This is a genomic window from Novosphingobium sp. KCTC 2891 (assembly GCF_025938155.1).
Taxonomy (GTDB): domain Bacteria; phylum Pseudomonadota; class Alphaproteobacteria; order Sphingomonadales; family Sphingomonadaceae; genus Novosphingobium.
On sequence record NZ_JAPCZG010000002.1, the window covers coordinates 363,719 to 389,771 of the forward strand.

The window sequence follows — 26,053 nt, forward strand, 5'->3', positions numbered from 1 at the left end:
TGCTTCGATCCGGCAAGGATAGGTAGTCAGGGTCCGCTCCGACGGACGGACGTTGTTCCACGTGGAACATCACTTGCCGATGCAGAAGCGACCAAACAGGGCGTCCAGCATATCCTCGGTGCCGGTGCGGCCGACGAGCTGGTCGAGCGCCCGGCGAGCGAGGCGCAGGTTTTCGGCAGCGAGCAGCGGGTCGGATTCGGCCACGGCACCATCCAGCGCTCCGGCAACTTCGGCCAGAAGGCGGTGCTGGCGGGCATTGAGCGCGGCTTCCCCCGGGGCAGGCATTGCCTGCCGGGCGTGGGTGACCAGCGCGGCACGGAGAGCGGATAGCCCTTCGCCAGTGCGTGCAGAGACCCGGTGCAGCGGCTGCGCCTTGCGCGCGGCGTCAGGTCGATCAGCCTGCGCCTCGATCTCCCACACGAATTGGGGCTGCGGGCCTTCGCCCTCGGGGCCGAGCCAGAGGATGAGATCGGCGCGCTCCGCTTCGGCGCGGGCGCGAGCGATGCCGATGCGCTCGATCTCCCCTGCCCCCTCTTCGCGCAAGCCCGCTGTGTCCACGAAGGTTAACGGCACGCCATCGAGCGCGACCGAGCGGATCAGCACATCGCGGGTGGTGCCGGGTTCGGCGGCGGTGATCGCGGCTTCGTCCTCGACCAGCGCGTTGAACAGCGTCGACTTGCCGGCGTTGGGCGGCCCCGCCAGCACGACGCGGAAGCCTTCCTTGAGCGGTTCGGCGCGGGGGCGTGACAGCCAGGCGGCGATGTCGCCGCGCAACGTGTCGCATCCGGCAGCGAAGCCGGGCGGGAGCAGGTCCGCCCCTTCCCCAACGTCGTCCTCGTCGGAGAAGTCGAGCGCGGCCTCGATCCTTGCCGAAAGTCCGAGCAAGGCTTCGCGCCAACCGCCCACCGCGCGGGACAACGCGCCATCGGCCATGGCCAGTGCGGTGCGGCGCTGAAGCTCGGTCTCGGCGGACAGCAGGTCGGCAAGCCCTTCCGCCTCTGCCAGGTCGATGCGTCCGTTGGCGAAGGCGCGGCGGGTGAACTCGCCCGCCTCGGCGCGGCGCAGGCCGGGCAGGCGGGCCAGCGCCGCCTCTACCGCAGCGACGACCGCGCGGCCGCCATGGAGATGGAGTTCGGCGCAATCCTCGCCCGTGGCCGTCGCCGGACCGGGTAGCCACAGCACCAGCGTGTGATCGAGCACGGTGCCATCAGCGGGATCGGCAAGCTGGGCCAGGCTGGCGCGGCGCGGCGCGGGACGCCTGCCCGCAAGCGCTTCGAGCGCGGGCCCGGCCTGCGGACCGCTCAGGCGGATGACGGCGATGCCGGCGGGAGGCTGACCGGAGGACAGCGCGAAGATCGTGTCGGAAGACATGATCCGGCTTTAGCGGCTTGGCGAGGAAGAAGAAGGGGGATTGGTTCGCGCGAGCCCGAGGCGCGAACCCGCCTCCCCGCGGCGTTCAGTCCTTCTTGCCGCCGGCCTTGAACCCGGCCATCGCCGCGCCCGCGCCCTGCTCGACGAACTGCTGGAACATCTTCAGCCCCATCTCGCCCATCGGGGCGAGCTGCTTGGCATAGCCGCTCAGCTGGTCGAGCGAGGTGACGCCCTGCATCGCCTTGGCAATGGCATCGACATAGACGTCGTTTGCCTTCGACACATCCGGCAGGCCGAGGAAGCGGCGCGCTTCTTCCGGGGTGCAGTCGATTTCGACATTCATCTTCATGCGATTCTTCCCTTCAGCGCGCGTGGCTGCGGCGAGAGTGTCACTTGCGCTTGGCAAAGTCCACGGCCGGGGCCAAGTTGGCGCCCGACGACATATCCCCCCACCATAATGCAGGATGAGGACCATGGGCGAAAAGACCACCATCGCGGGCTACCACGGCGAAGGCGAGATTCCTGTCTACGTCGCGCGGCCGGCGCAGCAGAGCGAAGCGGCCATCATCGTCGTGCCGGAAATCTTCGGCGTGAACGAAGGCATCCGCCAGAAGTGCGAAAGCTGGGCGAAGCTGGGCTATACCGCCGTGGCGCCGGACATCTTCTGGCGCTTTGCACCGGGGGTTGAGCTGAACCCCGACGTGCCCGAGCAGATGCAGGAAGCCTTCGGCTATTTCCAGCAGTACGACGCCAACGACGGCGTGAAGGACATCGAGGCGGTGATCCGCTGGCTGCGCCACGAGCAGGCGGTGGACAATGTCGGCCTTGTCGGGTTCTGCCTGGGTGGGCGCCTTGCCTACATGGCGGCGACGCGCACCGACATCGATGCCTCGGTCGGCTACTACGGTGTGATGATCGACCAGATGCTGGACGAATCGCACGCCATCGCAAACCCGCTGATGCTGCACATTCCGACCGAGGATCACTTCGTGGGGCCGGAAGCGCAGAAGGCGATCCACGACGCGCTGGGGCCGAACCCCAAGGTGACGCTGCACGACTATGCCGGGCTGGACCATGGCTTTGCCGCCGAAATGGGCAACCGCCGCAACGAGGAAGGCGCGCAACTGGCCGACGGGCGCACGCGCGAATTCTTTGCGCAGCACCTGAAGCAGTAAGCGGTCAGATCCCCTCTTCCCCGTAGCCGCCGATCGCCTGGAAAATCCGGGCGATCGCGGCGCGGTCCGCCTCGCCAATTTCGGGGCGCCAGATTTCGAACAGCAGCACGACGCGCTCTTCCGGGCCATCGTTGCGCGCCTCGTGCTCGATCGAATCGTCGAACAGCAGCGGCACCCCCTCCTCCCACGAACGCACGTCGCTGCCCACGCGCAGCGTGCAGCCGGGTGCCGGACGGATCGGCACGTGGCAGATCAGGCGCGTGTTGAGCATGCCGTGGTGGGGGGCGATGTGCGTGCCCGGCCGCAGCCGCGACCACAGGGCCATGGGCGCTCGGCCGGGGATCATCGGCATCGGGGCGTGCGACAGCGCTTCCATGGTCGCCGGACAGCGCGTGACGGCCTGCTCCACCGGCGCGCCGTCCTTCCAGAAATAATAGGCGCCCCAATCGGCCTTGCCCAGCAGCGGGTTGTTGGGCGCAGGCCGGTTGGCGGGGGCGGTGACGTAGGGCGTGAAGGCGTCGGTCCCGGTATCGGCAAGCACCTGCGCCAGTTCGTTCTTCATCCGCGGCAGCAGTTCGAGCACCGCGGCAAGCCACGGAAACTCCGACGGATCATAGAAGCGGCGCTGCGGCAGGCCCGGGAAATAGAACACCGATGGCTGCTGGAGGTAGAGCTGCCGTTCGCCGGTGAGCAGTTCGATCGCCTCGGCCATGGCGGGCGAAAGATCGGTGCCGACCTCGGCCTTGAGATGCGCGGTGAAGGCGCGGTCGGTCTCCCCGATGAAGGCCCGGGCCTGTCCGGCGAGCGCTTCCAGCCCGCGCGGAATGCCACTGACCGCCGCCTGCGCCAGCGCGGTGCGATAGAAGCTGACGGCAGCGCGGTCATCGCGGCCCTGCTGGCGCAATTGTCCCTTGGCGAGCAGCGCGCCAACATCGCGCGGAGCCTGCGCCAACTGGCGGTCGAGCGCGTCCTCTGCGGCGGCGGGGCGGCCCAACGCGAGTTCCACCTGCGCCAGCGCAGGCCAGGGCATGGCGGCCGACGCATGGACCGCGGCGGCGCGCAGGCATTCGGCGGCGCGCGGCAGGTTGCGCGCACGCAGTGCGGCGATGCCTTCGGCGATGAGCTGGTCGGGTGTCACGGCAAAAGGCATACTGCACGTGCCGCGCCGATCAAACGTTGCGTGAGGTCAATGTGGCTGGCACGCTGGCGGGCAACAGTCAGCACGAACAAAAACGGGAGATCAGACGATGCAACTCGGGATCGGTGCGTGGCACCGCTATATGCAAAGCCAGGACCCGGAGCTGCTCGCCGAGCTGATCCACCCCGAGGCGGTTTTCCATTCGCCCGTGGTCCACACCCCGCAGCAAGGGCGCGAGATCGTGCTCAAGTACCTGATGGCAGCGGGCGACGTGCTGGGCAACGAAACCTTCCGCTATGTGCGCGAAGTGGTCGACGGGCCGGAAGTCGTGCTGGAATTCGTGGCCGAGCTGGACGGCATCAAGATCAACGGGATCGACATGATCCGCTTCGACATGGAAGGCCGGATCATCGACTTCAAGGTGATGGTCAGGCCTCTGAAGGCCATCAACAAGGTCTGGGAAATGATGGGTGCGCAGTTGCAGAAGACCAGCGCCTGAACAGAAACAGAAAGGGGGCCGATTGGCCCCCTTTCCTTTTGTGGTTTCGCTGGACGATTACTGGTTCATCGTTGCGAAGAAATCTTCGTTGGTCTTGGAATCCTTGATCTTGTCGAGCAGGAATTCCATCGCGTCGATCGTACCCATCTGCATGAGGATGCGGCGCAGCACCCACATCTTCGAGAGCTGGTCCTTCGGAACGAGCAGCTCTTCCTTGCGGGTGCCGCTCTTGCCCACGTCGAGCGCGGGGAAGATGCGCTTGTCGGCCACCTTGCGATCGAGGACGATTTCCGAGTTGCCGGTGCCCTTGAACTCTTCGAAGATGACTTCGTCCATGCGGCTGCCGGTATCGATCAGCGCGGTGGCGATGATCGAGAGCGAGCCGCCTTCCTCGATGTTGCGCGCCGCGCCGAAGAAGCGCTTGGGACGCTGCAGGGCGTTGGCGTCGACACCGCCGGTCAGCACCTTGCCCGACGAAGGCACCACGGTGTTGTAGGCGCGGCCGAGACGCGTGATCGAGTCGAGCAGGATGACCACGTCGCGCTTGTGCTCGACAAGGCGCTTGGCCTTCTCGATGACCATTTCGGCAACCTGGACGTGGCGCGTGGCGGGTTCGTCGAAGGTCGAGGAGATCACCTCGCCCTTCACGCTGCGCTGCATGTCGGTGACTTCTTCCGGACGCTCATCGACCAGCAGGACGATCAGGAACACTTCCGGATGGTTGTCGGTGATGGCCTTCGCCATGTTCTGCAGCAGCACGGTCTTGCCGGTGCGCGGCGGCGCAACGATCAGCGCCCGCTGGCCCTTGCCCTGCGGACTGACGAGATCGATCACGCGAGCCGACTTGTCCTTGACGGTCGGGTCGAGCGTATCGAGATTCAGGCGCTGGTTCGGATAGAGCGGGGTCAGGTTATCGAAGTTGACGCGGTGGCGCACCGCCTCCGGATCATCGAAGTTGACCTTGATGAGGCGGGTGATCGCGAAATAGCGCTCGCCGTCCTTGGGCGCGCGGACTTCACCTTCCACCGTATCGCCGGTGCGCAGGCCCCATTTGCGGACCTGGTTCGGCGAGACGTAGATGTCGTCAGGCCCGGCAAGGTAGTTCGCCTCGGGGCTGCGCAGAAAGCCAAAGCCGTCAGGCAGGACTTCGATGGTGCCGATGCCAAGGATTTCCTCGCCGTCTTCGGCGACTTCCTTGAGGATGGCGAACATCAGGTCCTGGCGACGCAGCGTGCTCGCGCCTTCGACGCCGAGTTCCTCGGCCATTTCGACCAGTTCGGCCGGGGTCTTCTTCTTGAGTTCCTTGAGATGCATTGCCTGGTCTTCCAAAGGAGATCGGAATGGGCCGAACCAGCGGTCTTGGGGCTTGGAGAAAGCGGACCTGAGGCGGCGCGAGACGCGCGCCAATTCTGGAATAGCGCGCAGGGCATATGCCCGGGCGCGGCGGGCGTCAATCGCTTATGACCCGTCAGCCTTCCATATGCGGCAAATGCCGATGCCGGCATGGAACCGGGGATACGCTGCGGCGTTATCCGCATAGGGTGCGGAGCATCGTTGCGCTTCGCCCGGAGAGGAGAGAGCGATGGTCCGGCTTCCGCAACACGGGGCGATATTCCCCCGCCCTGCCCCGCAATCGGCAAGGGTCAATGCCTGGGGCGCGCAATGGAAATACCTGCCGCGCCGTGCCGCCGGGCTGGTGCGCAATTCGCTGCGAGACGGACTGAAGAAGATCCGCCCGGTTTAGCCGTCAGAACGGCTTCAGGATCACCAGCACGACGATCAGCGCGGCGGCCACGCCGGGAATCTCGTTGAGCATCCGCAAGTGCCGGCCCGACAGCTTGCGGGTGCCGGTGGCCAGCGCTTGCGCATAGCTGGCCAGCCAGAACTGATAAGCGGTGAGCACCAGCACCAGCGCCAGCTTGGCGTGGAACCAGCCCTGCTGGAACGCACCGATGCTCATCGCCAGTGCAAGGCCGAACACCCAGACCGCGATCAGCGCGGGCCACATGATGATCTTCATCAGTTTGCGCTCACGGTCGATCCACACCGCGTTTTCGGGTGATCCTTCGGCCGCTTCCTGGTGATAGACGAAGAAGCGCGGCAGCATGAACAGCCCCGCCATCCAGAAAATCACGAAAATGACATGGCCCGCCTTGAGCCAGAGATAGATCATCGACAGCACCTGCAGCATGGGATCCGTCCGGTTCGTCTGCCCTCGATCCCCCCAAGTGGTGGCTTTCGGGCCTGATGGAAGGGTTTGCAAGCCCAACCTTGGGGCACCCCGCAAGACGTTATCCTGCCATGGACCGGGCCATTTACCCGTTTCTCGCGAATTCGGGTTAGGGTCCTCGCCACGGCGGACGAGGAGACGTGTGCTTGCGCGGGCAACCAAGAGCTATCGACTTTGCCCGCTCGGCGATGCTGGCGGTGCTGGGCTGCGCGCTGGCGGCGGCGGTGCTGGCGGCAATCCGCTGGCGCAGTCCGTGGTATGACGAGTTCTACACCCTCTACGTGACGCGTCCGGGGGTGCCGTTGGGGATGCTGTGGCACGCCTGGCTGGCGGACAACCATCCTCCGCTGTTCTACGCGCTGGCCTGGGTGACGAATGCGCCGGGCGCGCATCTCGAGATCCGGCGACTGCTGAACGTGGGCATCCTGATCGGTGCGGCAGGTGCGTTGGGGCTGGTCGCCTGGCGCCGGCCACCATTGCGCACCACGCTGTTCGCCTATGCTGCGGGATTGTGCGCGGCGGTGCCGATGGTCGATCGCGCGGCGGACCTGCGCTCGTATTTCCTCTCGTTCTGCGCAGGCGCGGTGGCCGTGGCGGCACTGGCGGCCTTCGTCAAGCCGGGCGAACGGTTGCCGCGCAGAGCGGCGCTGTTCCTGGCGGCAAGCCTGCTGGCGGCCCTCACCGTCCACATCGTCACGACGCTGATCGTGGGTACGCTGGTGGGGGCGTTCTGCTGCTGGCTGCTGCTGGCGGGAGACCGCGCGGGAGCGCTCCGGCTTGCGGGAATCGCGGCGCTGGCGGCGGTGCCGGCCGCGATGGGCTATGCCCTGCAATTTGCGGTGATGAACGCCAACACGCGCGCCTTCTGGATCGATGCGGGCTGGGAATATGCCTACTGGATCATTCGCGGAGAGACCGTTTCCGCCGCGTTCGCCAACCCGGTGCTGACGCTGGGCGGATGCTGCGGTCTGGCGTGGATCGCCTTGCGCGATGGCCGGGTGCGCCGCCTGTCTCCGGAACTGGGCCTGATCCTGACGCTGGGGTTCGGCACCGCGCTGGTGCTGGTCCTGCTGTTCGCGATGCACACCCAGCGGCCCATCGTGGTCGGGCGCTATCTCGTGGCGATCTACCCGCCGATCCTGATGGCGCTGGCGACCGGATGGGCTGCCCTTTGCAGCCGGATCGGAGCACGGTGGACAGTGGCGGTGGAAGCCCTGCTCGTCGCCGCTGCGCTGGCCGCCTTGCAGCACAACGTCTCGGTTCCGCTGAAGCGCACGGGCTGGGACGCGAGCGGCGCGGCCATCGCCCGGATCGCGGCTGCCTGCCCGGGCACCAAAATCCACATGAACACGGCGTGGAACGGGGCGACTCTGGCACTGGCGCCAGCCGAAAATCTTGCGGTGGTGCCCTATGCCTATCGGCTCACGGCGGCGCGGCATGGCTTTGCGCTCGAACAACCGGGTTCACGCGCGATGGGCGGCCCCTGCCCTGCGGTGTTCTGGTCCGAGCACGTCACCACGCTGCACCCCACCGCAGACGATATCGCCCGCGATCTGCGCCGCCGGGGATACCAGGTCCACCACGGATACCTGCGACGGATCGGTGATGGACTGGTGTTCGTCGGCGGGCGCTGAGCTTAGCCGCGCTGCCAGCCGCGCACGACGCGCAGCAGCGCATCGACGTGTTCGATCGGGGTGTGCTGGCCGATGCCGTGGCCCAGGTTGAACACGTGCGGACGGTCGGCAAAGGCATCGAGGACGCGCAAGGTCTGCGTTTCAAGTTCCGGACCGCCGGCGAGCAACAGCAGCGGATCGAGATTGCCTTGCACCGGAAGCCCTGCGGGAAGTTCGCGCGCGGCCCACAGCGGATCGATGGTTTCGTCGACGCCGACCGCGTTGACTCCGGTTTCACGGGCATAGGCGGCGAGCTTTTCGCCTGCACCCTTGGGGAAGCCGATCACTGGCACATGCGGATAGCGCCGCTGCATTTCGGCCGCGATCTTCGCGTTGGGAGCGATGACCCAGCGCTCGAATTCGGTCGGAGCAAGGCTCCCAGCCCAGGAATCGAACAGCTGCAGGCCTTCCGCGCCGGCTTCGACTTGGCCCGAGAGATACTCGATGGTGACCGTGGTGATCGCGTCGATGATCGCCTGGAACGCACCCGGATCGCGATAGGCGAGCGCGCGCGTGTCGTGGTGATCGCGGCTGCCCTCGCCCGCGACCATGTAGGTGGCGACCGTCCACGGACTGCCCGCAAAGCCCAGCAGCGTCGTCTCAGGCGAAAGCTGGGCCTTCACGCGGGCCACCGTGGCGTAGATCGGCGCGAGGCGCTCAGGGACGGCCGTGAGGCTCTCCAGCGTGGCATCGAGGAGGCGAGGCGAGAGGTGCGGACCTTCGCCGGCGAGGAACTGGAGATCCTGTCCCATCGCGTAAGGCACGATCAGAATGTCGGAAAACAGGATCGCGCCGTCGAATCCGAAGCGGCGGAGCGGCTGGACGGTGATCTCTGCCGCGGCCTCTGAATCGTAGACGAGCGCGAGGAATCCGCCCTTTTCCGCTCGCAATGCGCGATATTCCGGAAGGTAGCGGCCAGCCTGGCGCATGAGCCAGATCGGACGGCGCGCAAGATTGGCGCCCCGGAGCGTTTCGAGCAGCGGACCAGGCATCGTTCGGATCCAATCCTAATCAAATAGATTCTTTTGAATCAGGTTGTGGGAGTCTGTTGACCCTGTGGATATCGGGGATGGCGCGCCTCTGCCCGATTTGTGCCCGATGCTCCACAAAAAGTTGGCCGTGCGACTCTGCGCGGACTCGTCGGCAAGGGAAACTTGTCCCTGCTGTCCACAGGCTGTGGGTAAAGCCGGCGACCTGTCCACAAGTGACGGGGCGGAAGCGGGGATAGTGGGGGCGGAATCAGGCCCCGAACTTGTCCCCCGATTGTTCCCGTGGTTTATCCTCGCTCTATCCACAGCCTCATCCCGGGGCACGCGAGCGGAGGCCCATGCAGCGGCTGCACCTGCATCTTCTATCGGATTCCACGGGCGAAACGCTGGAAATGATCGCGAAGGCGGCGCTGGCGCAGTTCGACGATGCCGACGTCGTGCGGCACTTCTGGCCGATGGTGCGATCGATGCAGCATCTCGACCGGATCATGGGCGAAATCGCCAACAATCCGGGACTGGTGCTCTATACGCTGGTCAATACGGAGACGCGCGACCGGCTGGAACAGCGTTGCGCCGCGCTGGGCCTGCCCAGCGTTGCGGCGCTCGACGCGGTGACCGATGCGCTGGAGCAGCAACTGGGGCAGGAGGCCAAGGGCCGGCCCGGGCGGCAGCACATCATGGACGAAGCCTATTTCGCGCGCGTCGATGCGATCCAGTTCACCATCGCCCATGACGACGGCATCGGCTGGGAAAACTGGGAGGAAGCCGACATCGTCCTGGCGGGCGTTTCGCGCAGTTCCAAGACGCCGACCGCGATCTATCTCGCCAACAGGGGCTACAAGGTGGCGAACATCCCGGTCGTGGTGGAAAGCCCGCCGCCGCCGATGCTGTTCGGACTGCGCCGGCCGCTGGTGGTGGGGCTGACCACCAGCCCCGAACGGCTGGTGCAGGTGCGGCGCAACCGGCTGCTGTCCTTGAACCAGGTGGCCGAGACCGCCTATGTCGACAGCGAGCACGTGACGCGCGAGGTGCAATTCGCGCGGCGCATGTTCGCGGACAACGGTTGGCCGGTGATCGACGTTTCGCGGCGTTCGATCGAGGAAACGGCGGCCGCGGTCATCAATCTCTATAACGAACGCCGGGCCTCCGGCGGCGACACCACGGTGGGAGCGAAGCCGATATGACGATCATCCTTGCCTCGCAGAGCGCATCGCGCAAGGCGATGCTCGAAGCGGCCGGGGTGCCGTTCGAGGCCCAGAGCGCCGACGTGGACGAGGCCGAGATCAAGCGCGAGCTGATCGGCGTCCCCGCGTGCGAGATCGCCAAGATCCTGGCCGAGGCCAAGGCGCTGGCGGTGTCCGTCGCGGCACCGGGGCGGCTGGTGCTGGGCGGGGATTCGCTGGTCGAAGTGGGCGGGCGGCTGTTCGACAAGCCCAAGAGCCGCGAGCAGGCGATCGAGCATCTCGAATTCTTCTCGGGCCAGGAGATGCACCTTCATTCCGCCGCGGTGCTGATCCGCGACGGGGTGACGGCATGGCGTCATTGCGAGGTCGCGAATCTGCGGGTTCGCCGGCTTTCCCGCAGCTTTATCGACAGCTATATCGACAGGGAGTGGCCGCAGGTTTCCGGTTGCGTGGGCGTGTTCCGGATCGAGGCGCTGGGCGTGCAGCTGTTCGAGACGATCGAGGGCAGCCACTTCACCGTGCTGGGGATGCCGCTGCTCGCGCTGCTGGGCGCGCTGCGCGCGCAAGGCGAGCTGGAGGCATGAGCCGCGCCTATGCCGAAGTGATCGGCGATCCCATCGTCCAGTCGAAATCCCCCGCGATCCATGGCTTCTGGCTGGGCAAGCTGGGGATCGATGCTGATTACCGCGCGACGCACGTGACGGCGGAGGGCCTGGCCGATTTCATTGCGGCGCGGCGCACCGATCCCGACTGGCGCGGCTGCAACGTGACCATGCCGCACAAGCAGGCGGTGATCCCGCTGATCGACCGGCTCGATCCGGTGGCGGCGCGGATCGGGGCGGTGAACACCATCGTGCCCGAGCAGGGCGAACTGGTCGGCTACAACACCGATGCGCCCGGCTTTCTCGAACCCTTGCAGCCGTTGCTGGGGGACAAGCACTATTTCCGCATGGCGCGCATTCTGGGCACCGGCGGCGCGGCGCGCGCGATCATCGCGGCGCTGGCGGGCGAAGGCATGGTGATCGTGCTGGCGGGGCGCAATCCCGACAAGGCGCGCGCGCTGCTGGACGAGCTGGATCCGAAGGGCGAGCATCACGTCGCCCCCCTCGCTCACTTTGCCGATGCGACGGACTTCGTCTTCGACGACCGCGAAGGCTGTCTCGATCTGGTGGTCAATGCCTCGGCGCTGGGAATGACCGGGCAGCCCCCCCTCCCCTTCGACATCAGCCATGCCCCGCCCGGCTCGGTGTTCTACGACATCGTGACCAGCCCGCTCGACACCGATTTCCTGAAAGCGGCGCGCGCGGCGGGCTTTCGCACCGTGGACGGGCTTTCGATGCTGATCGGCCAGGCCGATCATGCGTTCCGCCGGTTCTTCGGGGCCAACCCGCCGCGTGGCGAGACCGACGCGGAATTGAGAAAGGTGCTGGGCGCATGAGCAGGCCGTTCATCCTTGGGCTGACCGGATCGATCGGCATGGGCAAGTCGGCGGTGGCACTGATGCTGCGCGAGCTGGGCGTGCCGGTGTTCGATGCCGATGCGGCGGTGCACAGCCTGCAAGGGCCGGGCGGCGCGCTGATCCCCGCGATCGAGGCGGCCTTTCCCGGCACGACCGGTCCCGAAGGGGTGCGACGCGCGGAGCTGGGCGCGCAGGTGTTCGGCCATCCCGAAGCGCTGAAGCGACTGGAGGCGATCGTCCATCCGGCGGTGGGCGCGATGCGCGAGGCGTTCATGATCGAGCATGGCGGCGAGCCGCTGGTGGTGTTCGACATCCCGCTGCTGTTCGAAAAGGGCCATGGGCAGGGGCTGGACGCGGTGGCGGTGGTGTCCGCCCCGGCCGAAATGCAGCGCGCGCGCGTGCTGGCGCGGCCGGGCATGACGCCGGAAAAGTTCGCCCAGATCCTGGCGCTGCAAGTGCCCGATGCGGAAAAGCGCGCGCGCGCCGACCACGTGATCGACACCGGCGTGAGCCTGGACGAGACGCGCGCAGAGGTTAACCAACTTGTGCGTTCGATCCGGGAAAAAAACCCGCGCAACTGACGGAGAGTCCCCTTGCCAGCCCTTTCCGGCGGGTCCAGATTGCCGGGAATGCGTGAGATCGTTTTCGATACAGAGACGACCGGCCTCGACCCCCAGGGAGGCGACCGGCTCGTGGAAATTGGCTGCGTCGAGATGCTCAACCGGGTGCCTACAGGCGCGGTGTTTCACGCCTATTTCAACCCTGAGCGCGATATGCCCGCCGAAGCCGAGGCGGTGCATGGGCTGTCGGCCTCGTTCCTGTCGGACAAGCCGAAGTTCGCCGAGCGGGCCGCGGCGCTGATCGAATTCCTGGGCGATGCGCCGCTGGTGGCGCACAATGCCGGGTTCGACTTCGGCTTCCTCAACACCGAGCTGGCAAAGATCGGGATGGAAGCCGTCAGCCGCGACCGCATGGTCGATACGGTGGCGATCGCGCGGCGCAAGCATCCGGGCGCCAAGCTCAGCCTCGACGCGCTGTGCTCGCGCTATGGCATCGACCGCAGCCACCGCACCAAGCATGGCGCGCTGCTGGACGCGGAACTGCTCGCGCAGCTTTACGTAGAATTGATGGGAGGGCGGCAGATCGGCCTCGAACTCGCGGCCGACGCGGTGGCAGTGACCGAGACCATGGTCGCTGCGACGGTATCCGTCTCCCGAACCTTCCGAGCGCCCCGGCCTCATGCCGCGAGCGAAGCGGAACTGGCGCGCCATGCGGAATTCATGGCGGGCTTCAGCGAGCCTTTGTGGTCGCGGTAACGCGGTCCACCGAGGCTCCAGTCGAGGAGAGAAGACGTATGGACATTCGCGTTTCGGGCCATCAGGTCGACACCGGCGCCGCTTTTGAAAGTCACGCCGAGGAGCGCCTTTCGACGATTGTCGACAAGTACTTCTCTCGCGCGCTGTCCTCGCACGTTACCTTGGGCAAGGCGCCGCACGGTGGTTTCCGATGCGATATCGTCACCCATGTGACGCAGGGCCTGATCCTGAAGGGAAGCGGCGTGGCGCAGGACGCGCACATCGCTCTGGATCAGTCGGCGGAGAAGATCGACAAGCAGCTGCGCCGCTACAAGCGCCGGATCAAGGCGCGCCAGGACGAGGCCGAGCACGCCCGGCGCGAGGAGGACGCGGCCTATACCGTGTTCGTCGTCGAGGAAGTGGAAAACGAGGAGCCGGCGGATGCACCGCTGGTGATCGCCGAAACGCGGGTCGACGTGCCCGAGGCGACCGTTTCCGACGCGGTGATGATGCTCGACCTGCGCAACACCAACGCCTTGCTGTTCAAGAACGCGGGCACCGGCACCCACAACATGGTCTATCGCCGCGGCGATGGCTCGATCGGCTGGGTGGAACCCGGCAAGGCGTGACGCGAAACTGAAAACAAGTCCTTGTCGCGCCCCCGAAAACGAATCGCGGGGGCGCGATTAGGTGCTTGCACAGCGTGAAATTCAGGCGCATTGCGCCCGCAACTTGACCGTGCCCCCCGTGCACGTTGCGGTATTTTCGTTTTCATGACGGCTCTTTTCTCGATCGATCCTCTGGCGGTGCGTGTGGTTCGCGCCGAAACCAAGCCGCAGATTCTCGGCGCTCTCGCCGAGTGTTTCGCGGCGGTCTACTCGCTTGACCCGGCGCATGTGCTGGAACGCATCGAGGAGCGCGAAAAGCTGGGCAGCACCGGCTTCGGCCGCGGCGTTGCCATTCCCCACGCCCGCATGGACGGTCTGACCCGCCCGGTGGCGGCGTTCTTCCGCCTCGAACAGCCGGTGGCCTTCGATTCCGCGGACGATATGCCCGTCGACCTCGTGTTCGGGCTGCTTTCGCCGGAACAGGCCGGGGCGACCCATCTCCAGGCACTGGCCGCGATTTCGCGCCTGATGCGCGACGAGCGGATGCACGACCGCCTCGTTTCTGCGCCCGATGCGGACGCGCTCTACGCGCTGCTGGTCAATGTCATCGACCGTGACGCAGCCTGACCAGCCCGGGCAGGGCGGCGACGGCGCGCAGTACCACTGGCGCGCATTGGAAGGGCTTTACGCTTCCGCGCCGGTCAACCAGCTGTTCGAAAGCCGGCTGGACGTCGTTTCCGAAGGGCACGCGCGGATCATCTTCGAGGTAACGCCCTCGGTGTTCCACGCCGCCGGCGCGGCGCACGGCACGATCTATTTCAAGATGCTCGACGACGCGGCGTTCTATGCCGCGAACACGCTGGTCACCGACCGCTTCCTGCTGACCACCTCGTTCAACCTGCATTTTACGCGGCCGATCCACGGCGGAACGGTGATCGCGGAAGGACGGTGGGTGTCCGGACGGCGGCGCGTGCTGGTCGCCGAATCGCGCCTGCTCGATGCCGAGGGCGAGGAAGTGGGCCGCGGCACCGGGACGTTCCAGCGCTCGCGCATCGCGCTTTCCGGGCTGGAAGGCTACAATTCCGGCTATTGCGCCGCGCTGTCCGGATAGACCGGGCGTGGACGAGCAGCGCCTTCCCGCAGCCGTTGAAGCCTCGGCGCTGATTCGCCGCGCGCAGGCGGGTGGCGGCTTTGCCATGGTGCTGAAGAAAGGCGATCCGGACGGCGGTACCATCCTGATCGTTCTGTTGGATAATCAAGGACTTGGGCGTCTCTACGAACGGATGCCGCAGCTCGACGGCAGCCGCAAATGGTCCTGCTCCAAAGAACAAGATATTGAAAATAAATCCGATTTTGAGGACTATCTCGCGCGCCGGGGCAAGCAGGATCCCGATCTGTGGATCATTGAACTGACTGTCGCGGAGGGCGAACGATTCATCCTGAACGGAAGCTGACAGTGCTTTGCGCAGGTTGACTCTGCTGCGTTGCAAAATAAAGGCAGTCCACCGCAGTCGCGCAGGCGGCGACGGCCTTGCACCAAGCAGGCCGCGCTAGCACGCAGACGGGGGGCAGACGACATGGCCCTTCGATACGACAAGGATCCACGCGACACCCGTTGCGCGGACACCGACCGTGTCGCGCCATGTTCCGACGTCCACCGCCCAGTTATGACGATGGATGAGTAAGAAGCTTCGGATCGCCAGTGCCATCAGCATTGCCGCGACTTTTATCACAACCCTGCTCAGCACCGGCGGTTCCGGTGCAGCCGCGCAGGATCTGTCCCCCCGCTTCGGGGCTGACGTACAGATCCCGGCCAGCGAAGCGCCCGGCGCTTCCGCCATCACCACCCATTCCGCGCAGGCCGTGATTCCGGCCGTGGAGCGCGCGATCCCCCAGCCTGAAGTGACCTCCGATGACGGCGATGCCGCGCTCAACAGCGCCGCGAATGCCCCGGTCGCCGCTTCGCTTGCTGCGCTGGTCGACGCGACGCCGGCACCCGCCGCGCTTTCCGACGAACTCAACTGCCTGGCCGGCGCGATCTATTTCGAGGCCAAGAGCGAAACCATGGCGGGCCAGCTGGCCGTGGGCCGGGTGATCGTCGCCCGCGCCAACTCGGGCCGTTTCCCCGCTTCCTATTGCGGCGTGGTCTATCAGCCCTCGCAATTCTCGTTCGTGCGCGGCCACGCGATGCCCGCGGTCAACAAGGCCGGCCCGGGTTGGACCAAGGCCGTGAAGATCGCCATGATCGCCGATCGCGGCGCGTGGAAAAGCCCGGTCGAAGGCGCGATGTTCTTCCACGCCGCGCGCGTTTCGCCGAGCTGGGGCAAGACCCGCATGGCGCGCATCGACAATCACATCTTCTACCGCTGAGGAGGGGCCTCGGGCGCGGCGTGCCGCGTGCGGGGATGTCTCGGCAGGAACGGAAAAGGCCGCGCCGGCAATGCCGGGCGCGGCCTTTCTGATTCCGCGGCGGATCAGCGCTCGCCGAACAGGTCGCGCTGGGCCTTGTCGAGTTCCTCGGCGTAGCGGCGGCGCACGTATGTCTCTGTGACCAGGCCGAGCACTTCGCCGTCCGCGTCCACCACGGCCAGCTCGTCGGTGCCGATTTCGTCGAAGCGCGCCATGATCTGCGTGATGTCCTGATCGGGCAGCAGCGTGGCGTCGGCGGCGTGGCAGATCGACGAGACCGGCGCTGTCTCGTCCGCGCCCTCGGCGAAGGCGACCGCCGGGGTGGCTATGCCCGCGTAGCGGCCGGTGGGGCCGAGCACGAGCACGCGGCTGGTCGAGCCGAGCGGATAGCGGCGGCGCAGTTCGGCAATGGTGGCGGTGCCCTCGATCGTGGCAGGGCCGCGGCGCATCATCCGCCCGGCGGTGAGAGTCTTGATCCAGCCGACATCGCGTGCGCTGGTGATCGTCTCTCCGCGCAAGTGCAGGCGCCAGGTGGAGAAGGAATAGCCGAACAGTTCGCGCACCAGCGTGGAGGAGACGAGCGAGGCGGCGAGCACGGCCCCGGTCAGGCTGAAATTGCCCGTCGCTTCGAGCACCAGCATGGTCATCGTGAAGGGGCCGCCGACCACTGCCACGGCGAGCGCGGCCATGCCCACAAGCGAGGCGTTGCCCATGTTGAGCACCGAATGCCCCGCGATGGCGCCCAGCACCCCGGCATAGAGATGGCCGACCAGCGTGCCGAGGAACAGCGAGGCGAAGAACAGCCCGCCGCGAAAGCCGAAGCCGAGCGAGACGATCGAGCCGGCGCATTTCACCAGCAGGATCATGGCGATGAAGCCGAGCGGTACGGCTTCGGTCATGTCGATGTGCAGGGCGCTGTGGCCGGCGGAGAGCGCCTGCGGGGAAACGTAGGCGAGGGGGACGAGCAGAAGCCCGCCGAGCACCGGTCGCCACGGCCCCGGCATCACGCGGCGCGTCTGCGTCTCGACCACGGCAACCGCGCGCATGACGAGGATGCCGAGCAGGGCGCAAGCGGCGCCAAGGCCGCCATAGGCGAGGTATCCTGCGGTGTGGATCGCCGGACCGGGCACCGCGCTGACGACATAGGGCACCACGCCCAGCCGCTGTGCCACTTGCGCGCCGGCGAGCGAGGCGGCGACGACAGGAGCGATGGCCGAGGGGGTATAGGCGCCGATCACGATCTCGAACGCGTAGAACGCCCCTGCGAGCGGCGCGCCGAACGCGGCGGCGATGGCGCTGCCCGCGCCCGCGCCGACGAGCGTGCGCGCATCGGGGCGGCGGAGGCTCATCAGCCGGGCGCCGAGCGAGCCGAACAGGCCGCCCAGCTGCGCATAGGCCGCCTCCAGCCCCACCGAGGCGCCGAAGCCGTTGGACAGCACCGTCTGGCCCACGATCACTGCGCTGTCCGCCACAGACATCCGGCCGCCGTGGAGCGCGTTCGCCTCGACCGCATCGACCAGCGCACGGCGGCGCGCCCGGACGGCCCAGTTGAACGCGATGAGGACAAGCCCGCCAAGTGGCAGGACGAGCAGGGTGAGGGGGGCCAGCGGCGGTGCGCCGCTGAGCCGCAGTTCGGGGGGCAGGCCGAACAGGACATATTGCAGCGTGCGCGCCGCGGCGCCGACCAGCACGGTGAACAGCCCGCCGGCCGCGCCCACGCCGATGGCCAGCAGCAGGAACGAAAGTTCGCTCGACCGCACCTGTCGGCGCAGCCAGCGCAGGAACGCGGGGAATCGTTTCAGCACCCCTGCGCTGCTAGCCCATTTGGCCGGGCAGGGGGAATGAAGTGTTCGACAGGAAGGGGCACGGCGCCTGCGGCTGCCCGTGCCCCCCCCTTTTTGCCGATCAGTGGGCGATTAGTGGCGGAAGTGGCGCATTCCGGTGAAGACCATGGCGAGGCCGGCTTCGTCCGCCGCCTTGATCACGTCTTCGTCGCGGATCGAGCCGCCCGGCTGGATCACGCAGGTGGCGCCCGCCTCGACCGCGGCCATCAGGCCGTCAGCGAAGGGGAAGAACGCGTCCGACGCGACCGCCGAGCCGACCGTGCGGGCCTGGGTCCAGCCGTGGGTTTCCGCAGCTTCCTTCGCCTTGGCGGCGGCGATGCGCGAGGAATCGCGGCGGTTCATCTGGCCTGCGCCGATGCCGGCGGTGACGCCGTCCTTGGCATAGACGATCGCGTTCGACTTGACGTGCTTGGCCACGGTCCACGCGAACAGCGCGTCTTCCAGTTCCTGCGGCGTGGGCGCGCGCTTGGTGACGACCTTGAGGTCTTCCCTGGCGACCTTGCCGGTGTCGCGGTCCTGCACCAGCAGGCCGCCGGCGATGGGCACGGTGACAAGGCCGGCGCGGCTGGCGTCGGGCAGCTGGTCGATCAGCAGCAGGCGCAGGTTCTTCTTGCGCGCGAAAGCCTGCTTCGCGGCATCGTCCGCGCCCGGGGCGACGACGACTTCGGTGAAGATTTCGCAGATCGCGTTGGCGGTGGGACCATCGAGCGGCACGTTGGTGACGACGATGCCGCCGAAGGCCGAAACCGAATCGCACGCGAGCGCCGCCTGCCAGGCGTCGAGCAGGTTGTCGGCGCTGGCGACACCGCACGGATTGGCGTGCTTGACGATCACCACGGTGGGCTTGTCGCCGCCGAATTCGGCGATCAGTTCAAGCGCGGCGTTGGCGTCGTTGTAGTTGTTGTAGGACAGTTCCTTGCCCTGCACCTGCGTGGCCTGCGGCAGGCCGGCGGTGTCCGGACGGTTCGCGACATAGAGCGCGGCCGACTGGTGCGGGTTTTCACCATAGCGCAGCGTGGTGACGAGCTTGTGCGCGCTGGCGAGCACCGGCGGGAAGTGGTGCTGCTGGTCCACCTTGGCGAACCACTGCGAGATCGCGGCGTCATAGGCGGCGGTGGCGGCATAGGCCTTGGCCGCCATGGCGCGGCGGAACGCGAGCGTGCTCTTGCCGCCGCTCTGCTCCAGCTCGCCGAGGAAAGCGGCATAATCCGCCGCATCGGTGAGGATGGTGACGTATTCGTGGTTCTTGGCCGCCGAACGGACCATCGACGGGCCGCCGATGTCGATGTTCTCGATCACTTCGTCACGCTCGGCGCCCTTCGCCACGGTCGCCTCGAACGGGTAGAGGTTGACGACGACGAGATCGATCGCGCCGATCTCATGCTCCGCCATCGCGGCGGCGTGTTCGGGATTGTCGCGCACGGCGAGCAGGCCACCGTGGACCTTGGGGTGCAGCGTCTTGACGCGGCCGTCCATCATCTCGGGGAAGCCGGTGAGGTCGGAAATGTCCTTCACGGTAAGGCCTGCGTCGCGCAGCGCCTTGGCGGTGCCGCCAGTGGAGACCAGTTCGACGCCGCGCGCGGCGAGCGCCTTGCCCAGGTCGGCCAAGCCGGTCTTGTCGGACACCGAAAGCAGCGCCCGCTTGATGGTCACTTCAGTCACGTCGGAATTCCTATCGCATCTTCTTGAGCAGCCAGGAGAATGTCTCTCCGCTGCGGGGAATCTTGGCCGGGATGACAAGCTGGCGGGTGCCCAAGGGGCGGCCCTGACCATCCGCCCAGAGGCTGTCCTCGATGGTCACCGGATCGCGGCCCGAACGGAACTGCCAGAGGCTGCCGTCGGGAAGCGCGAGGGTGACGCCGAGGCCGTCCTGCCCTTGCGCCAGCTCGATATGCGGGCCGAGGTGAAAGCGCAAGGCGACGCCGACCGTGCCGCGCTTGCCCTTGCGCCCGGTGGCGACGAGCAGGTCTTCGCCGCGCAGTTCGGTGCCATCGTCGCGCAGGATCAGGATGCGGCGATGGGTGAGGCCGTAGCGCGCGACATAGCCATCATGGCTGGTCTCGATCCGGGTGGCGCCCGCGCCGTTTTCCGCCGTGATGGTGCGGCGATCGACCTCGACCGTGCCGACGCCGGTGCCGAGCTTGCCGTTGATGAGCACGGCGGTGGAATTGAAATCGTCGATGGTGAGCGTGGAATGCGCGGCGGTGGCGCGCAGGCCTTGCGCCAGACGCAGCGGGATCTGCCCGCCGGCGAACGCCGCGCCGCCGCAGTTGACGATCAGCCGGTCCGGCCCGTGGCTGAATTCCAGCGCCAGCGTGGAGGCGCAGCCTTCGCGCGCGTGGCGGGCGAGCGGCGGCGGCGCGGCATCGATCTGGAGGAACGACTTGCCCGCGCCAACCCGCTGGTAGCCCCACTGGCGCGCATCGCGCAAAGGCCGCGTGCGGACGCCGCTGGCCTTGACCAGCGCCTCTATCGGCGCGGCGGAGACGGCGGCGGCGCCCTGCCACGAACCGAGCGCGCCATCGCCGTGGAGCAGCGCCAGCAGCGGCGGCACGAGCAGGGTGAGGATGGTGTCGATCTGCGAGGGCGGATCGGCGCGCACGGCGGCATAGCAGGCCTTGAGCCGGACGATCAGCTCGATCGCCTCGATCTGGCAGAGCGGGCTGCGCGAGAGGACGCCGCCGTCGTCGCCCACCAGGTCGCCCAGCGCCTTGATCAGTCCCGCTTCGCCATGGAGCCGGCGGGCGCGTCCGTCTTCGAGCAGCAGGCCGGCGGCGGTGATCGCAGCCCAGCCTGCGACTTCGTCAAGCTTGTCGCCGGCCTTGTGGGCATGGCGATCGAGCCAGCGCGCGGTGTCGGCGATGGCATGGAGCGCGCGGGCGCGGAATTTCTTGTCGTTGCCCGAGAGCAGCAGCGGCGCGTGGACCAGCCATGCCAGCAGCCGGTGCCCGGCGTGGCCGACATTCCACGCGGGGCCGCTGTTGGGGCGCGGATTGGCGTTGAGCCACATCCCCAGCACGCGTTCCGCCACCGGGGTGCACTGCGCGCGGGGCGCGCAGGCCTCCAGATCGGCCAGCCAGCCGAAGCCGTGGACCAGCCGCTCGAACGGCGGGGCGAGCCGCGGGCCGGCGAATTCGGTGTCTGCAATCGCGGTGCGGACACCGTGGATCAGGAAATGGCCCGCGCGCAGCGCCTTGCCCGCCGCCGCATCGCCGGGCAGCGGATTGGCGACAGTGGCGGTCAGGCGGGTGCGGGCACGCTTGCGAAAGGGATTGAGCGCGCCGGAAGGCAGGCCGAGCCGGTAGGCGAAGCGGACCAGCCGGTCGCCCGCACCCACGGCTGGCGGGGTGAAGTCTGCGAGCGCCAGCGCGCGGCCGGGCTCGATGATCGCCGGATCGAAACGCGGTTCGTCATCGTCGAAGGCGCCTGTGTCCATGGCCGGTTGTTCGCTCCGCTTGCCCTTGTTGGCTCCGATCGGGCCGGGTGCGGTGGGAATGGCCGGGGAGGGCGCAAGTTCCGGGGTGCCGGCCTCGTCGACGCCGGCGGCTGTGCCGCGGGCAAGGGAGAGGCCGGGTTTTTCCACCGGGGTCAGCCCGCGCCCTTCAGCGCGGCGATGTTCGAGGCGTAGTGATCCGCGCCGCCCTTGAACGTGGCGGTCCCGGCGACGAGCACGTCGGCGCCGGCATCGGTGCAGAGCTTCGCGGTGGTCACATCCACGCCGCCATCGACTTCGAGATGGATCTGGCGGCCGGTCTTGTCGATCATCTTGCGCACCGCCTCGATCTTGCGAAGCTGGCTGGAAATGAAGCTCTGCCCGCCGAAGCCGGGGTTGACGCTCATGATCAGGACGAGGTCGATCTCGTCGATCAGGTAGTCGAGCATCTTGGCCGGGGTGGCCGGGTTGAGCGAGATGCCGGCCTTCTTGCCCAGCGCCTTGATCGCCTGGACCGTGCGGTGGGTGTGCGGGCCGGCTTCCGGGTGGACGGTGATGATGTCCGCGCCGGCGGCGGCGAAAGCTTCGAGATAGCTGTCCACCGGCGAGATCATCAGGTGCACGTCGAACGGCTTGGCCGTGTGCGGGCGCAGGGCCTTCACCACGGCGGGGCCGATGGTGATGTTGGGCACGAAGTGGCCGTCCATCACGTCGACGTGGATCCAGTCCGCGCCGGCGGCGTCGATGGCGCGGACTTCCTCGCCCAGGCGGGCGAAGTCGGCGGAAAGGATCGAAGGGGAAATGAGCGGCGCGGGCATGGGCGGGCTTCCGGATGGCGCGTTACGGGAATGGCGCGCGCGGGCGCGAACCTTGCGCTTTTGCGTTACCGGTGGGGGAGGGGCGCTACAAGCACGAAAAGCGCCGTTTTCCACACGGCTGTGGGAGTCGCAAGGTGATGAATCCGTGGGTAATGCCGCCATGCGGCGTATGCGGGGAACGCCCTGTCGCACATGACGTTGATGCAAAGCACTTGGCGCGGAGCAAAAGTTCAGCCTAGGTTCAAAGCCGAATCGCCAAAGGAAACGTCATGATAGTGCCCTTTCCCGCGGGAAGGGGCCGCAGCGCCGGACAACCAGGATTGGCGGCAAATGCCGCGCCGGCTGGCGCCACACCAACAGGAATCGGGACCAGAAAACACATGACCATGCCGAGACGTCTTCGCGCCACGGCCGCAGCGCTTGCCTCGATTGCCGGAGTCGCCGGCGCTGGCGAGGCCATGGCTGCGCCGAACTGCGCTGGCCCGCAGAGCGAGACCTGGATCAACATCACCATCGACAATGTCCGCAATGACAGCGGGCTGATGGCGGTGACGCTCTATGCCGACGAGCCGCGCAAGTTCCTGGTGCGGCATGGTTCGATGTACGTCGGCCGGGTCGATGCGGCCGCGCCCGAAACGAAGATGTGCCTCTTCGTGCCCAAGCCCGGCGTCTATGCCATCGCGGTCTATCACGACGAGGACGGCTCGGGGAAAATCAACCGCGGCGGGATGCTGGGCATTCCGACCGAGGGTTTCGGGTTTTCCAACAATCCTGCGACGATCGCCAGCCTGCCGTCGTTCCGATCGGTGCGGCTCCACATCGCCAAGACCAACCTGTCGACGCGGATCACGCTCAAATATCCCTGATCGCGGTGCTATGGGCCGGGCATGACCCGGCCTGACATCCTCGTTCCCGCCCCGATCCTGCCCTCCGCGATGGAGGCGCTGGAACGTGCGTTCACCGTGCACCGCCTGTGGGACAATCCCGATCCCGCCGCGCTGGCCCGCGTGCGCGGGATGGCGGCGAGCACGCTGGCGGGCCGCGTCGATGCCCGCCTGTTCGGCCGCCTCCCCGCGCTGGAGATCGTGGCCAATTTCGGTGTCGGATACGACAATATCGACGTTGCCGAAGCAGCTGTGCGCGGGGTGGTGGTGACCAATACCCCCGGTGTGCTGGACGAGGAAGTGGCCGATCTGGCGCTGGGCCTGCTGCTCGCCACCCTGCGCCGGTTGCCGCAGGCCGATGCTTTCGTTCGCGCCGGGCGCTGGCAGCAGGGGCCGTTCCCGCTTTCGCCCAGCCTGCGGGGCCGGCGCGTTGGGATCCTTGGCCTGGGCGGGATCGGCAAGGCCATTGCGCGGCGGCTGGAAGGCTTCGCGGTGGAGATCGCCTATCACGGGCGCACCCGACAGGAAGGCGTTCCCTATCCGTGGTTTCCCTCGGCCGAGGCGCTGGCCGATGCCTGCGACGTGCTGATCGCGATCCTGCCCGGCGGCGACGCGACGCGCCACGTGATCGATGCGCGCGTGCTGCGTGCGCTCGGCCCGGAAGGGGTGCTGGTCAACGTGGCGCGCGGCAGCGTGGTGGACGAGGCGGCGCTGATCGCGGCCTTGCAGGACGGCACGATCCTGGCCGCCGGGCTGGACGTCTATGCCGACGAACCGCGCGTGCCCGAAGCTCTGCTGGCGATGGACAACGTGGTGCTGCTGCCGCACCTCGGCTCGGCCTCCGAAGCGACGCGGCGGGCCATGGGGCAGTTGATGGTCGACAACCTGGCCGGCTGGTTTGCGGGCAGGGGACCTCTGACGCCGGTGCCGGAGACGCGGTTTTTGCTGGAGAAGTGATGGTCTTGCAGGGGTTTACCACCCCTGCACCCCGTGCCCGTCTTCCGGCGCGGGAGACGGTTTGGGCGCCCGAGGGCCGCCGGCCCTCGGAATCACCTTGGTCTGTTTAGTCCAGGTCGCCCATTGCCGCGAAAGTGGGGGCGAGGTGCCACTGGGCGAGTTCCTCGGCCAGCGCGTGGGCGCGCGGATCGTCCACGTCCATCCACCAGGCATCGTCGATGTCCATGGTCGCGGCGCGGCCCTTGTCCGCCAGCACCTGCATCCCGTCGGACAGCGAGCCGGACTTGCCCGCGGCAATCGCCTCGCGCAGCGCCACGGCGAGTTCGGGCGTGGCGAGGAAAGCGCCGCAATCGACCGCATCGTAGGGCGAGATGGTCTTGCCGATGGCGCGGATGCGGCCGGCTTCGTCGGTGCGGACCCAGGTGGCGTCTTCGGGATCGACCAGTGGATTGTCGAGCCGGCGATCGATGGCGAGCGTGACGCCGCGGTCCGTGCTGCCTTCGTCGAGCAGGCGGGCGAGAATGTCCGCCTCGAACATATGGTCCGCCATCAACAGCAGGTAGTTGCCTTCGCAGCGCGTGCTGCCGGCCAGGACCGAGTGGCCGTTGGGGGTGGACCAGTCGCTGAGGCGCACGGGCACGATCTCGATACCGGCGCGCTGCGACAGGTCGGCGAGGAAGGGTTCCAGCAGGTCGGCGCGGTGCCCGGTGACGACGACGACGCGGGTGATGCCCGCCATCATGGCCTGCCGCACGCCGATCTCGATCAGCGGGACGCCGGCGACCGGGGTCAGCGGCTTGGAAGGGGAAAGTTCGGCAAGGCGGCTGCCGAAGCCTGCGGCAATGATCAGGGCGTCCAACGCGGCGACTCCAGATGCGAAGCGGCGCCGGTCTCCACAGGGGAAGACCGGCGCCACCGGGATCCGTTCAGGCCAGAAAGGCCGTCAGGAACAAACGAGGATTATTCAGCGGCCAGCGCGGTGTCGGCGATGTATTCATCGACCAGCTGGGCTGCGACGTCGTCGTTGAACTGCTGCGGCGGGTGCTTGCAGAAGTAGGCCGACGGACCGATCAGGGCGCCGCCCTCGCCGCGCTCGAGCGCGACCTTGCAGCAACGGATCGCGTCCATCACGCAAGCGGCCGAGTTCGGGCTGTCTTCGACCGAGAGGCGAAGCTCCAAGTTCATCGGCACGTTGCCCCACTGCGAACCTTCGAGGCGAAGGAAGCACAGCTTGTTGTCCTTCTGCCAGGGAACATAGTCCGACGGGCCGACGTGGATGTTCTCGTCCTCGAGACGCTGGGCAAGCATCGCCTGCACGGCCTCGGTCTTCGATTCCTTCTTGCTGCCCAGACGCTGGCGGTCGAGCATGTTCATGAAGTCGGTGTTGCCGCCGGTGTTCAGCTGGTAGGTCTTCTCGACCTGCACGCCGCGCGCGCCGAACAGGCTGGACAGCACGCGGTGAACGATGGTGGCGCCGACCTGGGCCTTGATGTCGTCGCCGACGATGGGCACGCGCTTCGCACGGAAACGGGCTTCCCATTCCGGGGTCGAGGCGATGAACACGGGCATGCAGTTGACCACCGCAACGCCGGCTTCCAGCGCGCATTCCATGTAGAATTCGGTGGCGGTCTGCGAACCGACGGGCAGGAAGTTGAGCAGCACTTCGGCGCCCGACTCACGCAGCGCGGCGACGATGCCTTCCTGGGTGGCTTCGGGCTGGTCGGCGACGATGAAGCCGCGGTCGCCCATGCCGGTCATGTGCTCGGCAACGCCGTCGAGAATCTTGCCCATGATGACCTTGGCGCCGGTCTGCGGCACGTCGGACTGGAACACGGCCGTGCAGTTCGGCGCGGCGAAAATAGCTTCGGAGATGTCCTTGCCGACCTTGCGCGCATCGACGTCGACGCCGAGCACGAATTCCACGTCGCCCGCACCATAGCCGCCGATACGGTCGTGGATCAGCCCGTTCGTCGAATTGTTGTTGCGGTAGAAGTAGACCCCCTGGACCAGCGAGCTGGCGCAGTTGCCCACGCCGATCACGGCGACCTTGATTGGCTTCATGTAGTCAAGTCCCTTCACACAGGCGC

28 protein-coding genes are annotated in these 26,053 nt (G+C 67.2%); 16 read left to right on the forward strand and 12 right to left on the reverse strand.

All coding sequences use genetic code 11. The features are described 5' to 3' along the window. Positions 1-69: 69 nt before the first annotated feature. Positions 70-1,371, reverse strand: coding sequence for a tRNA uridine-5-carboxymethylaminomethyl(34) synthesis GTPase MnmE (mnmE, locus tag OLX02_RS05395; protein WP_264420889.1), 1,302 nt, complete (start codon positions 1,369-1,371; stop codon positions 70-72). A gap of 85 nt (positions 1,372-1,456) precedes the next feature. Beyond that, positions 1,457-1,720, reverse strand: coding sequence for a DUF6489 family protein (locus OLX02_RS05400; RefSeq protein WP_264420890.1), 264 nt, complete (start codon positions 1,718-1,720; stop codon positions 1,457-1,459). Between the two features lie 124 nt (positions 1,721-1,844). On the opposite strand from OLX02_RS05400, the gene OLX02_RS05405 reads away from it, so the two are divergent. Next, the gene (locus tag OLX02_RS05405) at positions 1,845-2,546 is read left to right on the forward strand and encodes a dienelactone hydrolase family protein (protein ID WP_264420891.1); all 702 of its coding nucleotides are present in this window, start codon (positions 1,845-1,847) and stop codon (positions 2,544-2,546) included. Between the two features lie 4 nt (positions 2,547-2,550). Here OLX02_RS05405 and OLX02_RS05410 read toward each other — a convergent pair whose 3' ends face one another. Continuing rightward, entirely contained in the window at positions 2,551-3,696 is a 1,146-nt protein-coding gene (locus tag OLX02_RS05410; RefSeq protein ID WP_264420893.1) for an aspartyl/asparaginyl beta-hydroxylase domain-containing protein, read from the reverse strand. A gap of 97 nt (positions 3,697-3,793) precedes the next feature. On the opposite strand from OLX02_RS05410, the gene OLX02_RS05415 reads away from it, so the two are divergent. Continuing rightward, positions 3,794-4,183, forward strand: coding sequence for a nuclear transport factor 2 family protein (locus tag OLX02_RS05415; protein ID WP_264420895.1), 390 nt, complete (start codon positions 3,794-3,796; stop codon positions 4,181-4,183). Positions 4,184-4,240: 57 nt separating this feature from the next. Here the strand turns inward: OLX02_RS05415 and rho are convergent, their stop codons facing one another. Continuing rightward, positions 4,241-5,497: a transcription termination factor Rho gene (rho, locus tag OLX02_RS05420; RefSeq protein WP_264420897.1), complete on the reverse strand. Its 1,257-nt coding sequence runs from the start codon at positions 5,495-5,497 to the stop codon at positions 4,241-4,243. Positions 5,498-5,765: 268 nt separating this feature from the next. Between rho and OLX02_RS05425 the strand changes: the two genes are divergently transcribed. Beyond that, positions 5,766-5,927, forward strand: coding sequence for a hypothetical protein (locus OLX02_RS05425; protein WP_264420898.1), 162 nt, complete (start codon positions 5,766-5,768; stop codon positions 5,925-5,927). A gap of 3 nt (positions 5,928-5,930) precedes the next feature. On the opposite strand, the gene OLX02_RS05430 is transcribed toward OLX02_RS05425, so the two are convergent. Beyond that, a complete protein-coding gene (locus tag OLX02_RS05430; protein WP_264420899.1) occupies positions 5,931-6,374 on the reverse strand; it encodes a CopD family protein in 444 nt (147 codons plus the stop codon). Between the two features lie 185 nt (positions 6,375-6,559). On the opposite strand from OLX02_RS05430, the gene OLX02_RS05435 reads away from it, so the two are divergent. Then, on the forward strand, positions 6,560-8,047 hold the full coding sequence (locus tag OLX02_RS05435; RefSeq protein ID WP_264420901.1) for a hypothetical protein: 1,488 nt from the start codon (positions 6,560-6,562) through the stop codon (positions 8,045-8,047). A 2-nt stretch (positions 8,048-8,049) separates the two neighbouring features. Here OLX02_RS05435 and hemE read toward each other — a convergent pair whose 3' ends face one another. Beyond that, entirely contained in the window at positions 8,050-9,078 is a 1,029-nt protein-coding gene (gene hemE / locus OLX02_RS05440; RefSeq protein WP_264420904.1) for a uroporphyrinogen decarboxylase, read from the reverse strand. Positions 9,079-9,413: 335 nt separating this feature from the next. Here hemE and OLX02_RS05445 point away from each other — a divergent pair, with 335 nt between their 5' ends. The 10 genes from OLX02_RS05445 (at position 9,414) to OLX02_RS05490 (ending at position 15,991) form a co-directional block, all read left to right on the forward strand. After that, the gene (locus OLX02_RS05445; RefSeq protein ID WP_264420905.1) at positions 9,414-10,259 is read left to right on the forward strand and encodes a pyruvate, water dikinase regulatory protein; all 846 of its coding nucleotides are present in this window, start codon (positions 9,414-9,416) and stop codon (positions 10,257-10,259) included. After that, entirely contained in the window at positions 10,256-10,843 is a 588-nt protein-coding gene (locus tag OLX02_RS05450) for a Maf family protein (RefSeq protein WP_264420907.1), read from the forward strand. Before OLX02_RS05445 ends, OLX02_RS05450 begins: the two co-directional genes overlap by 4 nt. Next, on the forward strand, positions 10,840-11,697 hold the full coding sequence (gene aroE / locus OLX02_RS05455; RefSeq protein WP_264420909.1) for a shikimate dehydrogenase: 858 nt from the start codon (positions 10,840-10,842) through the stop codon (positions 11,695-11,697). Before OLX02_RS05450 ends, aroE begins: the two co-directional genes overlap by 4 nt. Continuing rightward, a complete protein-coding gene (gene coaE, locus OLX02_RS05460) occupies positions 11,694-12,299 on the forward strand; it encodes a dephospho-CoA kinase (protein WP_264420910.1) in 606 nt (201 codons plus the stop codon). The genes aroE and coaE overlap by 4 nt, the downstream gene beginning before the upstream one ends. A 48-nt stretch (positions 12,300-12,347) precedes the next feature. Further along, positions 12,348-13,034, forward strand: coding sequence for a DNA polymerase III subunit epsilon (gene dnaQ / locus OLX02_RS05465; protein ID WP_264420911.1), 687 nt, complete (start codon positions 12,348-12,350; stop codon positions 13,032-13,034). 38 nt (positions 13,035-13,072) lie between these two features. After that, a complete protein-coding gene (gene hpf, locus OLX02_RS05470; RefSeq protein ID WP_264420913.1) occupies positions 13,073-13,642 on the forward strand; it encodes a ribosome hibernation-promoting factor, HPF/YfiA family in 570 nt (189 codons plus the stop codon). Between the two features lie 144 nt (positions 13,643-13,786). After that, positions 13,787-14,248 (forward strand): PTS sugar transporter subunit IIA, encoded by a 462-nt coding sequence (locus OLX02_RS05475; RefSeq protein ID WP_264420915.1) that lies wholly within the window; start codon positions 13,787-13,789, stop codon positions 14,246-14,248. Then, a complete protein-coding gene (locus OLX02_RS05480) occupies positions 14,223-14,732 on the forward strand; it encodes a PaaI family thioesterase (protein WP_413630073.1) in 510 nt (169 codons plus the stop codon). Before OLX02_RS05475 ends, OLX02_RS05480 begins: the two co-directional genes overlap by 26 nt. Positions 14,733-14,739: 7 nt before the next feature. Beyond that, positions 14,740-15,075 carry a DUF1491 family protein gene (locus tag OLX02_RS05485; RefSeq protein WP_264420918.1) on the forward strand — a complete coding sequence of 112 codons (336 nt, stop codon included), beginning with the start codon at positions 14,740-14,742 and terminating at the stop codon, positions 15,073-15,075. A gap of 223 nt (positions 15,076-15,298) precedes the next feature. After that, on the forward strand, positions 15,299-15,991 hold the full coding sequence (locus tag OLX02_RS05490) for a cell wall hydrolase (protein WP_264420919.1): 693 nt from the start codon (positions 15,299-15,301) through the stop codon (positions 15,989-15,991). Positions 15,992-16,095: 104 nt separating this feature from the next. Here OLX02_RS05490 and OLX02_RS05495 read toward each other — a convergent pair whose 3' ends face one another. The 4 genes from OLX02_RS05495 to rpe form a co-directional block, all read right to left on the reverse strand. After that, positions 16,096-17,835 carry a chloride channel protein gene (locus OLX02_RS05495; RefSeq protein ID WP_264420920.1) on the reverse strand — a complete coding sequence of 580 codons (1,740 nt, stop codon included), beginning with the start codon at positions 17,833-17,835 and terminating at the stop codon, positions 16,096-16,098. A 111-nt stretch (positions 17,836-17,946) separates the two neighbouring features. Further along, positions 17,947-19,536 carry a bifunctional phosphoribosylaminoimidazolecarboxamide formyltransferase/IMP cyclohydrolase gene (gene purH / locus OLX02_RS05500; RefSeq protein WP_264420921.1) on the reverse strand — a complete coding sequence of 530 codons (1,590 nt, stop codon included), beginning with the start codon at positions 19,534-19,536 and terminating at the stop codon, positions 17,947-17,949. Between the two features lie 10 nt (positions 19,537-19,546). After that, positions 19,547-21,457: a heparinase II/III family protein gene (locus OLX02_RS05505; RefSeq protein ID WP_264420922.1), complete on the reverse strand. Its 1,911-nt coding sequence runs from the start codon at positions 21,455-21,457 to the stop codon at positions 19,547-19,549. A gap of 5 nt (positions 21,458-21,462) precedes the next feature. Further along, a complete protein-coding gene (gene rpe, locus OLX02_RS05510; RefSeq protein ID WP_264420924.1) occupies positions 21,463-22,125 on the reverse strand; it encodes a ribulose-phosphate 3-epimerase in 663 nt (220 codons plus the stop codon). Positions 22,126-22,511: 386 nt separating this feature from the next. Here rpe and OLX02_RS05515 point away from each other — a divergent pair, with 386 nt between their 5' ends. Together OLX02_RS05515 and OLX02_RS05520 are read left to right on the forward strand one after the other, a co-directional pair. Further along, a complete protein-coding gene (locus tag OLX02_RS05515) occupies positions 22,512-22,991 on the forward strand; it encodes a DUF2141 domain-containing protein (RefSeq protein WP_264420925.1) in 480 nt (159 codons plus the stop codon). Positions 22,992-23,012: 21 nt separating this feature from the next. Next, the gene (locus OLX02_RS05520; protein WP_264420926.1) at positions 23,013-23,966 is read left to right on the forward strand and encodes a 2-hydroxyacid dehydrogenase; all 954 of its coding nucleotides are present in this window, start codon (positions 23,013-23,015) and stop codon (positions 23,964-23,966) included. A 106-nt stretch (positions 23,967-24,072) separates the two neighbouring features. Here OLX02_RS05520 and OLX02_RS05525 read toward each other — a convergent pair whose 3' ends face one another. Both OLX02_RS05525 and OLX02_RS05530 read right to left on the reverse strand, forming a co-directional pair. Next, positions 24,073-24,825, reverse strand: coding sequence for an NTP transferase domain-containing protein (locus tag OLX02_RS05525; RefSeq protein WP_264420927.1), 753 nt, complete (start codon positions 24,823-24,825; stop codon positions 24,073-24,075). A 101-nt stretch (positions 24,826-24,926) separates the two neighbouring features. Next, positions 24,927-26,027 (reverse strand): inositol-3-phosphate synthase, encoded by a 1,101-nt coding sequence (locus tag OLX02_RS05530; protein WP_264420928.1) that lies wholly within the window; start codon positions 26,025-26,027, stop codon positions 24,927-24,929. Between the last annotated feature and the right edge of the window lie 26 nt (positions 26,028-26,053).